This window comes from Pseudomonas sp. GW821-FHT09A09 (assembly GCF_059418405.1).
Genome location: NZ_JBWKPU010000015.1, coordinates 84,934 through 97,501 on the forward strand (window position 1 = coordinate 84,934; position 12,568 = coordinate 97,501).

At 61.2% G+C, this 12,568-nt stretch carries 14 protein-coding genes; 2 read left to right on the forward strand and 12 right to left on the reverse strand.

The window, feature by feature from the left end; genetic code table 11:
• Nucleotides 1-68 precede the first annotated feature (68 nt).
• The 10 genes from ccoP (AC07OV_RS15490) to ccoN (AC07OV_RS15535) all read right to left on the reverse strand — a co-directional run bounded on the left by ccoP (AC07OV_RS15490) (nucleotide 69) and on the right by ccoN (AC07OV_RS15535) (nucleotide 7,779).
• Nucleotides 69-1,046, reverse strand: coding sequence for a cytochrome-c oxidase, cbb3-type subunit III (ccoP, locus tag AC07OV_RS15490; RefSeq protein ID WP_176996291.1), 978 nt, complete (start codon nucleotides 1,044-1,046; stop codon nucleotides 69-71).
• Nucleotides 1,043-1,228 carry a CcoQ/FixQ family Cbb3-type cytochrome c oxidase assembly chaperone gene (locus tag AC07OV_RS15495; protein ID WP_032831505.1) on the reverse strand — a complete coding sequence of 62 codons (186 nt, stop codon included), beginning with the start codon at nucleotides 1,226-1,228 and terminating at the stop codon, nucleotides 1,043-1,045. The genes ccoP (AC07OV_RS15490) and AC07OV_RS15495 overlap by 4 nt, the downstream gene beginning before the upstream one ends.
• 5 nt (nucleotides 1,229-1,233) lie before the next feature.
• Nucleotides 1,234-1,842: a cytochrome-c oxidase, cbb3-type subunit II gene (gene ccoO / locus AC07OV_RS15500; protein ID WP_056861521.1), complete on the reverse strand. Its 609-nt coding sequence runs from the start codon at nucleotides 1,840-1,842 to the stop codon at nucleotides 1,234-1,236.
• Complete coding sequence (ccoN, locus tag AC07OV_RS15505; protein WP_176996290.1) at nucleotides 1,842-3,284, reverse strand: cytochrome-c oxidase, cbb3-type subunit I; 1,443 nt, start codon at nucleotides 3,282-3,284, stop codon at nucleotides 1,842-1,844. Before ccoN (AC07OV_RS15505) ends, ccoO (AC07OV_RS15500) begins: the two co-directional genes overlap by 1 nt.
• A 496-nt stretch (nucleotides 3,285-3,780) precedes the next feature.
• The gene (locus AC07OV_RS15510; RefSeq protein WP_495092517.1) at nucleotides 3,781-4,191 is read right to left on the reverse strand and encodes a type II toxin-antitoxin system VapC family toxin; all 411 of its coding nucleotides are present in this window, start codon (nucleotides 4,189-4,191) and stop codon (nucleotides 3,781-3,783) included.
• Nucleotides 4,191-4,445, reverse strand: a complete 255-nt coding sequence (locus tag AC07OV_RS15515; protein WP_105694760.1) for a type II toxin-antitoxin system Phd/YefM family antitoxin — start codon at nucleotides 4,443-4,445, stop codon at nucleotides 4,191-4,193. Before AC07OV_RS15515 ends, AC07OV_RS15510 begins: the two co-directional genes overlap by 1 nt.
• 154 nt (nucleotides 4,446-4,599) lie before the next feature.
• Entirely contained in the window at nucleotides 4,600-5,535 is a 936-nt protein-coding gene (gene ccoP, locus AC07OV_RS15520) for a cytochrome-c oxidase, cbb3-type subunit III (RefSeq protein WP_495092518.1), read from the reverse strand.
• Entirely contained in the window at nucleotides 5,532-5,732 is a 201-nt protein-coding gene (locus AC07OV_RS15525; protein WP_105523034.1) for a cbb3-type cytochrome oxidase subunit 3, read from the reverse strand. Before AC07OV_RS15525 ends, ccoP (AC07OV_RS15520) begins: the two co-directional genes overlap by 4 nt.
• Before the next feature lie 3 nt (nucleotides 5,733-5,735).
• A complete protein-coding gene (gene ccoO / locus AC07OV_RS15530) occupies nucleotides 5,736-6,344 on the reverse strand; it encodes a cytochrome-c oxidase, cbb3-type subunit II (RefSeq protein WP_017134815.1) in 609 nt (202 codons plus the stop codon).
• Nucleotides 6,345-6,354: 10 nt separating this feature from the next.
• Entirely contained in the window at nucleotides 6,355-7,779 is a 1,425-nt protein-coding gene (gene ccoN / locus AC07OV_RS15535) for a cytochrome-c oxidase, cbb3-type subunit I (protein WP_494997591.1), read from the reverse strand.
• A 79-nt stretch (nucleotides 7,780-7,858) separates the two neighbouring features.
• Here ccoN (AC07OV_RS15535) and AC07OV_RS15540 point away from each other — a divergent pair, with 79 nt between their 5' ends.
• Entirely contained in the window at nucleotides 7,859-8,551 is a 693-nt protein-coding gene (locus tag AC07OV_RS15540; RefSeq protein WP_495092519.1) for an alpha/beta family hydrolase, read from the forward strand.
• 75 nt (nucleotides 8,552-8,626) lie between these two features.
• Here AC07OV_RS15540 and AC07OV_RS15545 read toward each other — a convergent pair whose 3' ends face one another.
• Together AC07OV_RS15545 and AC07OV_RS15550 are read right to left on the reverse strand one after the other, a co-directional pair.
• The gene (locus tag AC07OV_RS15545) at nucleotides 8,627-10,192 is read right to left on the reverse strand and encodes a methyl-accepting chemotaxis protein (RefSeq protein ID WP_176996285.1); all 1,566 of its coding nucleotides are present in this window, start codon (nucleotides 10,190-10,192) and stop codon (nucleotides 8,627-8,629) included.
• Nucleotides 10,193-10,403: 211 nt separating this feature from the next.
• A complete protein-coding gene (locus tag AC07OV_RS15550; protein ID WP_495092520.1) occupies nucleotides 10,404-11,195 on the reverse strand; it encodes a CPBP family intramembrane glutamic endopeptidase in 792 nt (263 codons plus the stop codon).
• A 418-nt stretch (nucleotides 11,196-11,613) separates the two neighbouring features.
• Between AC07OV_RS15550 and AC07OV_RS15555 the strand changes: the two genes are divergently transcribed.
• Entirely contained in the window at nucleotides 11,614-12,474 is an 861-nt protein-coding gene (locus tag AC07OV_RS15555; RefSeq protein ID WP_495092521.1) for a DMT family transporter, read from the forward strand.
• Nucleotides 12,475-12,568 lie beyond the last annotated feature (94 nt).

Consider the following 12,568-nt stretch of genomic DNA (forward strand, 5'->3'; position numbering starts at 1 on the left):
CACACTGCAATCGGGGGCAAGCCCCCTCCCACATGGGGATTGCTGTGGTTCCAAAATCCAGGCTGGCCTTACTGCTCCTCAGCCTTCTTATCCCCATGGGACAAACTGTAAACATACGCCGCCAGCAAGTGCACTTTGTCATTGCCCTGCAATTGTTCCTGCGCAGGCATCTGGCCCTGGCGGCCGTAGCGGATGGTCTGCTGCAGTTGGGCGAAGCTGGAACCGTAGATAAACGCTCCCGGGTGGGTCAGGTCGGGCGCGCCCATGGCGGGGGTGCCTTTGCCTTGCGGGCCGTGGCAGGCCACGCAGTTGGCGGCGAAGAGTTTCTCGCCGTTGGCCACGTCTGCTTTGGCGCCTTCGGGCAACTTGCGCCCATCAAGGTTGGTCACCACGAACGCGGCCACATCGCTGACGCCTTGTTCCTTGAGGATATCCAGCCAGGCCGGCATCACTGCATGGCGACCCTTCATGATGGTTTCCTTGATGGTGGCCGGCTCGCCACCCCAGCGCCAGTCGGCGTCAGTCAGGTTGGGGAAACCATAGGCGCCCTTGGCGTCGGAGCCGTGGCACACCGAGCAGTTGGAGGCGAACAGGCGGCCACCCATCTTCAAGGCTTGCGGGTCCTTGGCAACGTCTTCAATCGGCATCGAGGCGAACTTGGCGAAGATCGGGCCGAACTTGGCGTCCGACTTGGCCATTTCCTTTTCCCATTCGTGCACGCCGGTCCAGCCGGTCTGGCCATTGGCAAACGGGGTTTGCTTGTCGTTGTCGAGGTAGTTGTAGCCCGGCAGCAGGCCTTTCCAGTTGCCCAGGCCCGGGTACAACGCCAGGTAGCCGAGGGCAAAGATAATGGTGGCAACGAACAGCATGAACCACCACTTGGGCAGCGGGTTGTCGTACTCCTCGATGCCATCGAACGAGTGGCCGACGGTTTCGTCCGTCTGTTCGGCGCGCTGCCCCCGACGGGTCGACAGCAGCAGCCAGGTCAGGGCGAAGATGGTACCCAGACTGAGGACTGTGACGTACAGACTCCAGAACGTAGTCATTCTTTGTTACTCCTAGAAGCTTGCTCGACGTGCTTGATGGCTTCGGGATCATCCGCAAAGGGCAGCAAGGTCGCGTCTTCAAACTCCGACTTGCGCTTGGGGCTGAACACCCACAACGCCAGGCCGACAAAGGCCACCATCACCACAACGGTGCCCAGGCCACGAATCATCCCGATATCCATGAAGATCACCGTTTGCTTTTGATGATGGTGCCCAGGCCTTGCAGGTAGGCCACCAGTGCGTCCATTTCGGTCTTGCCCTTCACGGCGGCGGCTGCACCGGCGATGTCTTCATCGGTGTAAGGCACGCCCAGGGTGCGCAAGACTTCGAGTTTCTTCGCGGTGTCCTTGCCGTCGAGCTTGTTTTCCACGAGGAACGGGTAGGCCGGCATTTTCGACTCAGGCACCACGTTGCGCGGGTTGTACAAATGCGCACGCTGCCAGTCATCGGAGTAGCGTCCGCCGACACGGGCCAGGTCCGGGCCGGTGCGCTTGGAGCCCCACAGGAACGGGTGGTCCCACACGCTTTCACCGGCGACCGAGTAGTGGCCATAGCGTTCGGTTTCGGCGCGGAACGGACGGATCATTTGCGAGTGGCAACCCACGCAGCCGTTGGCGATGTAGACGTCACGACCCTCAACTTCAAGGGCGGTGCGCGGCTTCATGCCTTCGACCGGCTTGTTGGTCACGTCCTGGAAAAACAACGGGACGATCTGGGTCAGGCCGCCGATGCTCACGGCGATGACCATGAAGAAGGCCAGCAGGCCGATATTCTTCTCGACTACTTCATGCTTCATCAGTGAGCTCCCACAACGGCGATCTTGGCGGCGGCTTCGGCTTCTACCGGGTCGGCGGCACGCACGGTGCGCCACACGTTGTAGGCCATCAGGAACATGCCGGAGGCAAAGAATGCACCGCCCAGGGCGCGCACGATGTAGCCCGGATGGCTGGCTTGCAGCGCTTCGACGAAGGAGTAGGTGAGGGTGCCGTCATCGTTGATCGCACGCCACATCAGGCCCTGGGTGATGCCGTTGACCCACATCGAGGCGATGTAGAGCACGGTGCCGATGGTGGCCAGCCAGAAGTGCGCGTTGATCAAGCCAACGCTGTGCATCTGCGGGCGGCCGAACAGTTTGGGGATCATGTGGTACAGCGCGCCGATGGAGATCATCGCGACCCAACCGAGGGCGCCGGCGTGTACATGGCCGATGGTCCAGTCGGTGTAGTGGGACAGCGAGTTGACGGTCTTGATCGCCATCATCGGCCCTTCGAAGGTCGACATGCCGTAGAACGCCAGGGACACCACGAGGAAGCGCAGGATCGGGTCGGTGCGCAATTTATGCCAGGCGCCCGACAGGGTCATCATGCCGTTGATCATGCCGCCCCAGCTCGGAGCCAGCAGGATGATCGACATCGCCATGCCCAGGGACTGTGCCCAGTCTGGCAGCGCGGTGTAGTGCAGGTGGTGCGGACCGGCCCAGATGTACAGGGTGATCAGCGCCCAGAAGTGCACGATGGACAGGCGATAGGAGTAGATAGGACGCTCGGCCTGCTTGGGCACGAAGTAGTACATCATCCCCAGGAAACCGGTGGTGAGGAAGAACCCCACGGCGTTGTGGCCGTACCACCACTGGATCATCGCATCCGTCGCCCCGGCGTAGGCCGAGTAGGACTTGAACAGGCTGACCGGCAGCGAGGCGTGGTTGACGATGTGCAGCATCGCCGTCACGAGGATGAAGGCCCCGTAGAACCAGTTGCCGACATAGATGTGTTTGGTCTTGCGCTTGACGATGGTGCCGAAGAACACCACGGCATAGGTCACCCACACGATGGCGAGCAAAATGGCGATGGGCCATTCCAGCTCGGCGTATTCCTTGGTGGTGGTGTAGCCCAGCGGCAGGGTGACTACCGCGCCGACGATGACCGCTTGCCAGCCCCAGAAGGTGAAGGCGGCGAGGCCGTCGGAGATCAGTCGCGTCTGGCAGGTTCGCTGCACGACATAGTAGGAGGTAGCAAACAATGCACATCCACCGAAGGCGAAAATCACCAGGTTGGTGTGCAGCGGGCGCAGGCGGCCAAAGGTCGTCCATGGCAAACCGAAATTCAATTCCGGCCAAACCAGTTGCGAGGCGATGAACACCCCGAGCCCCATGCCAAGGATCCCCCAGACCACCGTCATGATGGCGAACTGGCGGACTACCTTATAGTTATAAGCAGTCGGACTGATTGCTGTGCTCATTCTAAGGTTCCACGGTTTAGGTTTTTTTATAGGTAAAATCGGCCGCAAGTATGTAGAAAGCGAGGGGCCTTTGCAACGCAATGGCTGACCTGTATCAATGCGTTCCACGCCAGATTCTGCGCCCTTTCCATGTTTTGAGTAGGGACAAAATCAAAAATATAAAGCTGATCGAGTGGACAAGAAAATTTGCGGGTAGGCGGGACTTGTAACTTGGTGTGTGTAAACACGCTGTTCGGGTGACACGAGATCAGTGGCACGACAGCCTGTCACTGCCAGCCTTTGCGTCTGTCATCGAGCAGAAATGTTCAACCCATCGAGTGCAAATCGGCCGTCGACCGGCCAATACCGATCCACTGTGGGAACAAGCGTAGACCCGAATGGCAGGAGGGGAAAGTTGGGGGGCGTGAAGGGTGTGACAACAGGTCGCGTGATGAAAGCTTCAAGCGCCCGGATCAGTTCACGCGTGAAGCAGGGGGGATTTTTGCAGGATGGCCGTTCACGCGTCCCACGGATTGATCACGGCAACGCCACTGGACTTGAAGTCGCTGACGTTGCGCGTGACGACCGTCAGCCCGTGGACCAATGCCGTCGCGGCGATCAGTGCGTCACTTTCGTTAGCCTTGTCGGGAACATGCAGGTGAGCGCAGCGCAGCGCGACGGCGGCGTCTACCGGCAGAATCCTGGCGTCGAACGCTGGCATCACATGGCGCTTGAGCCAGGTGCGCAATATCTTTCCTTGAGCCGAATCGCGCCGCTCGATGCGTAACACCCCGGTCTCCAACTCTTTGAGGGTAATCGCCGAGATGAACATGCGCGGCGCGATGACGCTTCTGGCCCAGGCGACTACGTTTACGTCTGCCTGGGGTTTACGAAGCTCCGAGATTACGTTGGTATCGAGTAGGTACATCAAGAGAGGTCCACAGGGCGATGAGTGATCACGGCGCGTTCGGTTTCGAAGTCGATATCGGCCGCTTCCGGCATGACCAGAAGATCAACGATGTCGGCGTTCAGGCCGGTCAATTTCTGGTAGTCCTCAATGCTTAGCAGCACATGAGCAGGCTTTCCGCGATCAGTGATGAAAACCGGCCCTTGGCGGGTGGCTTTTTTGGCACCGCTTGTGTCCTGGTTGAATTCGCGACTGGAAATGGTGGTGATGGTCATGGGAGCGCTCCCTTAATCTAACTGAATGTAGCCACGTTACTACCTTGGTGCGGCGAGCGGCAACTGCAGGGGCGCGAACGGTCGTCTGCAAGGCGATGGCTCACAAAAAAGCCCCGCTAGTTTTCACCGGGCGGGGCTTGTTGGTTGACGAGGTTTACTCTTCTGCAACCTGCTTGTCCCCATGGGACAGGCTGTAAACATAAGCCGCCAACAAGTGCACCTTGTCATTGCCCTGCAACGCTTCCTGCGCCGGCATCTGGCCTTGGCGGCCGTGGCGGATGGTTTGCTGCAACTGCGCCAGGCTGGTGCCGTAGATGTAGCCGGCCGGCTTGGTCAGGTCCGGGGCGCCCATGGCTTCCATGCCGTGGCCTTCAGGGCCATGGCAAGCCACGCAAGTGGTGTTGAATGCAGTTTTACCCGCGCCCAGATCGGCCGTGTTGTCGGCCGGCAGAGGCAGCTTGGCCAGGTCGTGACGCACATAGGCGGCGACGTTCTTCACACCCTCGTCGCCAAGCATGTCACCCCAGGCCGGCATCGCCGCGTGGCGGCCGTTGAGGATGGTGGCCTTGATCGCCTCGGCCGAGCCGCCCCAGCGCCAGATGTCGTCCGCCAGGTTCGGGAAGCCGAACGCGCCCTTGGCATCCGAGCCGTGGCATACCGCGCAGTTGGAGGCGAACAGGCGGCCGCCCATTTTCAGCGCTTGCGGGTTCTTGGCGACTTCTTCCAGGGGCATGGCCGAGAATTTGGCGAAGATCGGCCCGAACTTGGCGTCGGCCTTGGCCATTTCCTTGTCCCATTCCTTGGTCTGGGTCCAGCCGTCTTCATAGCCCGGCAGCACGCCTTTCCAGTTGCCCAGGCCCGGGTAGAGGATCAGGTAGCCGACCGCAAACACCAGGGTGCCGGCGAACAGCATGAACCACCACTGGGGCAGCGGGTTGTCGTATTCCTCGATACCGTCGAAGGCGTGGCCCATGGTCTGGTCCACGCTGCCCTTGGTCTCGCCCTTGCGGGTGCCGATCAACAGCCAAGTCAGGCCGATCAGGCTGCCGAGGGTCAGTACGCAGATCCATGTACTCCAGAATAGGGTCATGGCCGATTGCTCCTTGTTGCAGGCTCTTCTTGAGCGTCGGATGGGGACGGTTCATCGGCGAACGGCAGCAGGCGTGCCTGCTCGAATTCCGCATTGCGCCGGTTGTTGAACACCCACAGCGACAGGCCGATAAAGGCGATGGCGACCACCAGCGTGCCGAGGCCGCGGATGGTGCCTGCATCGAATTCAAATCCCATGGCTCACCTCTTGCTCTTGATGGCAGTGCCGAGCACTTGCAGGTAAGAAACCAGCGCGTCCATCTCGGTCTTGCCTTTGAGGCTGGCCACGGCGCCACTGATGTCGTCGTCGGTGTACGGCACGCCGAGGGTGCGCATCACTTTCAACTTGGTCTCGGTGTGGCTGCTGTCGACTGGGGCGGTGACCAGCCACGGGTAGGCCGGCATTTTCGACTCGGGCACCACGTTGCGCGGGTTGTACAAGTGGGCGCGGTGCCAGTCGTCCGAGTAGCGTGCGCCGACGCGGGCCAGGTCCGGGCCGGTGCGCTTGGAACCCCACAGGAACGGGTGGTCCCACACGCTTTCGCCCGCCACCGAGTAGTGGCCGTAGCGCTCGGTCTCGGCGCGGAACGGGCGGATCATTTGCGAATGGCACTGCACGCAGCCTTCGCGGATGTAGATGTCGCGGCCTTCCAGTTGCAACGCGGTGTAGGGCTTCATGCCTTCCACCGGCTTGTTGGTCACGTCCTGGAAGAACAGCGGGACGATCTGGGTCAGGCCGCCGATGCTCACGGCGAGCACCATCAGCAGCATCAACAGGCCGACGTTCTTTTCAATCGTTTCGTGTTTCATCACAGACTCCTCAGGCCAGCTGCGCTGCAGCGGTGACTTCGGCCGGTTGCGCCGAACGCACGGTGCGCCACGTGTTGTAAGCCATCAGGAACATGCCGCTGAGGAAGATGGCGCCGCCCACCAGCCGCACGATAAAGCCAGGGTGGCTGGCCACCAGGGTTTCGACGAAGGAGTAGGTCAAGGTGCCGTCTTCGTTGACCGCACGCCACATCAGGCCTTGGGCGATGCCGTTGACCCACATCGAGGCGATGTAGAGCACGGTGCCGATGGTGGCCAGCCAGAAGTGCGCGTTGATCAGGCCGAGGCTGTACATCTGCTCGCGACCGAAGACTTTTGGGATCATGTGGTACAGCGCGCCGATGGAAATCATCGCCACCCAGCCGAGGGCGCCGGCGTGTACGTGGCCGATGGTCCAGTCGGTGTAGTGGGAGAGGGCGTTGACGGTCTTGATCGCCATCATCGGGCCTTCGAAGGTCGACATGCCGTAGAAGGCCAGGGAGACGACGAGGAAGCGCAGGATCGGGTCGCTGCGCAACTTATGCCAGGCGCCCGACAGGGTCATCATGCCGTTGATCATGCCGCCCCAGCTCGGTGCCAGCAGTACCAGCGACATCACCATGCCCAGGGACTGCGCCCAGTCCGGCAGCGCGGTGTAGTGCAGGTGGTGCGGGCCGGCCCAGATGTACAGGGTGATCAGCGCCCAGAAGTGCACGATGGACAAGCGATAGGAGTACACCGGGCGCTCGGCCTGCTTGGGCACGAAGTAGTACATCATCCCCAGGAAACCGGCGGTGAGGAAAAAGCCTACCGCGTTGTGCCCGTACCACCACTGCACCATGGCATCCGTCGCACCGCCGTAGAGGGAGTAGGACTTGGTCAGGCTGACCGGGATTTCCAGGTTATTGACGATGTGCAGGATGGCCACGGTGATGATGAACGCACCGAAGAACCAGTTGCCGACGTAGATGTGCTTGGTGGTGCGCTTCATCACCGTGCCGAAGAACACAATGGCGTAGGCCACCCAGACGATGGTGATCAGGATGTCGATCGGCCATTCCAGCTCGGCGTATTCTTTGGAGCTGGTGTAGCCCAGTGGCAAGGTGATCGCGGCCAACAGGATGACCAGTTGCCAGCCCCAGAAGCAGAACGCGGCGATCTTCGGCGCGAACAACTGGGTCTGGCAGGTGCGTTGCACCGAGTAGAAGGAGCTGGCGAACAGCGCGCAGCCACCGAAGGCGAAGATCACCGCGTTGGTGTGCAACGGACGCAGGCGGCCGAAGCTGGTCCACGGCAGATCGAAGTTGAGTGCAGGCCAGACCAATTGGGCAGCGAGAAAAACCCCGAGGCCCATGCCGACGATGCCCCACACCACCGTCATAATGGCGAATTGGCGGACCACCTTGTAGTTATAGGCGGTACTTAAAGTAGTGTTCATGGTTCCCCATCCACGGTTCAACCCAAGCAGATGCGGCACTTGGGCTGGAGTTATAGGCAGACTAAAAAGCGAGGCAAGCATGGGAGAAGAGCACAAGGCCAGTATTGACGGGGATCAATGGGCGCAGTGTGTGCGGGAACACGGGTGGTTGTGGGATGCTGCCTCGTCCGTTGCGGGACGCGAGCCTGTGACGCTGATTTTGGCGCACGGCGCCGGCGCGCCGATGGACTCATCCTTCATGAACGACATGGCTGCACGCCTTGCCGGGCATGGCGTCAACGTGGTTCGCTTCGAATTTCCCTACATGGCCCAGCGCCGTGTGGACGGCGGCAAGCGCCCACCGAATCCGGCGCCGAAACTGCTGGACGCCTGGCGTGAGGTGTATGCGCAGGTGCGACGTCATGTCGCTGGGAAACTGGCGATTGGCGGCAAGTCCATGGGCGGGCGCATGGCCAGTTTGTTGGCGGATGAGTTGGGTGCCGATGGGTTGGTGTGCCTGGGGTATCCGTTTTATGCCGTGGGTAAACCGGAGAAACCACGGGTCGAGCATCTGGTGGCGCTGAAGACGCGTACTTTGATTGTGCAGGGTGAGCGGGATGCCCTGGGCAATCGGGCGGCGGTGGAAGGGTATGAGCTGTCGCCGAGTATCGAGGTGATGTGGCGGGTGGCGGGGGATCATGACTTGAAGCCGTTGAAGGCGTCGGGGTTTAGTCATGAGCAGCACCTGGAGGCCGCGGCGGTGAAAGTGGCTGGGTTTCTCGCTGTCCTTTAGGCCGTCATCGCCGGCAAGCCGGCTCCTACAGAGGATCGCGTAACCTGTAGGAGCCGGCTTGCCGGCGATAGCAATTTACCGGTTGAACCGCTCTACCAGCGAATACTGGGTATTGGCGGTATGCGTTAGCTCTTCACTTAACTGCGCCGAGTTCAGCGCCTGCTCCGACGTCTGGTCCGCCAACAGCGCAATGGTGCTGATGTTGCGGCTGATCTCTTCGGCCACCGAGCTTTGCTCTTCGGTCGCTGCTGCGATCTGGGTGGTCATGTCGGTGATATGCGCCACCGCTTCACTGATGCCCACCAACGCCTGGTCCGCTTCCATCACCCGCGCCACACCCTCTTCGGCCTGGCGATGCCCGGCGTCCATGGTTTGCACGGCGGCGGCGGCGGTCTGCTGCAGCTTGGCGATCAGGGCGTGGATCTGCCCGGTGGATTCGGCGGTGCGCTGCGCCAGTTGGCGCACTTCGTCCGCCACCACCGCAAAGCCACGGCCCATCTCACCGGCACGGGCCGCTTCGATGGCGGCGTTGAGGGCCAGCAGGTTGGTCTGGTCGGCAATGCCTTTGATCACATCGACCACGCCGCCGATCTCATCGCTGTCTTTAGCCAGCTGGGTGACGGTCACGCCCGTTTCACCCACGGCAACGGACAGGCGCTGAATCGCCTCGCGGGTTTCTCCGGCGATATCACGACCGCGGCCAGTCAGGCGGTTGGCCTCCTGGGTCGCATCGGCTGTGCGCTGTACGTGGCTGGCGACTTCCTGGGTGGTCGCGGCCATCTGGTTGACGGCGGTGGCCACTTGCTCGGTCTCAACGCGCTGGCGCTCCAGGCCGCTGGAGCTGTTGTGCGCCAGGGTGTTGGACTGCGCGGCTTGATCGTTCAGGTGCTCGGCCGTGTCCTGCAAGCGTGTGAGGCAGGTCTTCAGGCGTGCTTCCTGGCTGAGGATCGACATCTCCAGGCGCGCTTGTGCGCCACGGCTGTCGGTGTACATCTGTGCGATCAACGGGTCGGAGGTGGTCTGCTCGGCCAGGCGCAACAAGCGCTTGAGGCCGCGCTGCTGCCAGCTCAGGCCCAGCAGGCCCAAGGGCACCGACAACCCCGCCGCCAGGGCGAAACCCCAATGGGAATTCAGCGACGCGCCGATCATGAAGCTCAATTGGCTGACCAGGATAAACGGCAGCCAGTCCTGCAGCACCGGCAGCCACTTGTCCCGCTGGGGAACGGCAGACTTGCCTTGGTTGATGCGTTGGTAGAGCGCTTCGGCCCGGCGGATCTGCTCGGCGGTGGGCTTGATGCGCACCGATTCGTAGCCGATCACCTGGTTGCCGTCGAAAACGGGGGTCACATAGGCGTTAACCCAATAGTGATCACCGCTCTTGCAGCGATTCTTGACAATGCCCATCCATGGCAAGCCTTGTTTGAGCGTCGACCACATGTGCGCGAACACAGCCGCCGGAACGTCCGGGTGACGCACCAGATTGTGCGGGGCACGAATCAGCTCGTCACGGGTGAACCCACTGATTTCGACAAACGCGTCGTTGCAGTAAGTGATGACACCCTTGGCATCTGTGGTGGAGATCAACCGTTGCTGAGCGGGGAAGGTACGTTCGCGCTGGGTAACGGGTTGGTTATTACGCATGATTGTTCAATCCGCAAGGCTTTCAAGGGGTATCGGCAGGGTCAGGCGTTTATTTAACTTATTTTTGCAACAATCGACTGGCCAGCATTGGGTACATAACCCCTGTAGGAGCGGGCTTGCCCGCGAAGGTCGCCAACGATAACGCAGGGTTTATGGTTAAACGCGGCGTTCACGGGCTTTTCGCGAGCAAGCTCGCTCCTACAGAGGGCAATCAGCCGGCCAGCATTGGGTAGGTAAACAACCCGAAGTGAAGCAGATTCAAGCCAAAATGCGTGGCAATCGCTGCACCCAGCCCGCCAAACCGGTACGCCAGGCCATAACCGACCCCGGCGATGCTCGCCAGCAGCACCCAATGCCAGCCCGCGCCGAGGTGCACCATGCCGAACAGCAGTGAGGCGAGCAAGAGTGCGAGGTTCTCCCCATACGGCAGGTGTTTGAAACGTTGGCTCAAGCCGCCCTGGATGTAACCGCGAAACAGTGCCTCTTCCACCAAAGTCACCAGCAACAGGTTGTTCAACACCCATAACCACGCCTGTTCCGGCCACTTTGGTGCCCAACTGATAATCCCCAGCAACGCCGCCCCGCCTAGCGCTGCAACAGCCGTCAGGGCCAACGCCAGTGCCGCCACGCAAATCGACAGCCGCAACGTCCGTCGCGCAACGATCCACGGGCAGGCCAGCAGCAGCCAGAAACCGATCAGGGGTTTGTCCTGGTTCAGGTACATCGAGAACGGCACGGCGTCCGGGGTCAACCGTTGCGGGTCGATGCCGCGCCCGTTGTAGAAACCCGGCAACCAGTGCATCGCCAGGCCCAGCGCCAGGACGATGAACAAACCGTGGCCGAGGTAGCGCGCCCAGGGCGTGCGTTGCTGGCGCACCGCGTAGCCGGCGATCAGCAACAGGCCGACCGAGACGGCCGCGAGCAGGCCCAGTTGCCCGTAGATCAAGGCCACTGAGTAGCCAATGGAGAGAAGCACCAGGTACAGCCAGGGCAGAGCGATCATGTGAAATCCTTGGAAAAACCCGGCGGCATTATAGCGACCGGTGTTTTGCCGCCGCATGAAAACTCCTCCACGCAAAAAGACCCGGAGGAGTTATTGCAAAATATGTTTGCGGCTGGTTATAGTCGGGCGGCATTCCTCCCTTCAAAAAGATCAGCACATGCCAGCTTCCAAGCGCATAGCGGTAGTCGATTCAGCGGTCAACGCTGTGGTCGTGCCGTGCGGGGAAAAGCAGCCTGCGCAGATCAGTCACTACCCCCCTCCTGTCAGCAGCACGCCGGTGTACGCAGTCGTATCACCGCCGGGCGTTGGCATTTCGGGCTGATCAGCGCTGCTGTTCCCGTCTGCCCGCCTGAAAAAAACCTAATGCATTTCAGCGTCTGCTGAATCGGCTTTTTTTGCCTGATGACAGGTGGTAACCATGTCTGTTCTTTCGAAACAATCCGTGGCCGCGGCGGCCTCGACGAGCCTGTTTGTCCTGCTGTGGAGCAGCGGGGCGATTTTCTCCAAGTGGGGCTTGGCCCATGCGTCACCCTTTGCGTTCCTGCTGATGCGCTTTGCCATCGCCCTTGCGGGCCTGGTGATCTTGGTGCCGATCCTCAAGTTGAAGTTGCCGCGCCCCGGCAAACCCCTGCTGTATGCGGCAGCAACCGGATTGGTGCTGTTGGGGGCTTATCAGATTTTTTACCTGCTGGCCCTCGACCTCAAAGTCACGCCCGGCGTGATGGCAACCATCATGGGCGTGCAACCGATCCTCACCGTGGTGCTGATGGAACTCCAACGTTCCTGGCGCCGGATGTTCGGCCTGGGGCTGGGCCTGGCGGGGTTGATCATGGTGGTCTACCAAGGCATCGGCATGTCGGGCATGTCTCTGGCAGGGATGCTGTTCGGGCTGTTGGCACTGGCCAGCATGACCTTTGGTTCGATCATGCAAAAGCGCATCACCGATAACCCCCTGGGCACACTGCCGGTGCAATACCTGGCGGGCTTGCTGTTGTGCGCGGTATTCGTGCCGTTCCAACCGTTCCACTTTGAACACAGCAAGGGCTTTTTCGTGCCGGTGCTGTGGATGGGGTTGGTGGTGTCTTTGCTGGCAACGCTGTTGCTGTACCGCCTGATCGCCCGGGGCAACCTGGTGAATGTCACCAGCCTGTTCTACCTGGTGCCGGCCGTGACGGCGGTGATGGACTACCTGATCTTCGGCAACAGGCTGGCGATGTTGAGCCTGCTGGGGATGGGCTTGATCATCATCGGCCTGGTGTTCGTCTTCCGTAAAAACTGACGCAACACACCCCGGTAGGAGCCCGGGGGGGGGGGGGGGGGGGGGGGGGGGGGGGGGGGGGGGGGGGGGGGGGGGGAGGGGAGGGGGGGGGGGG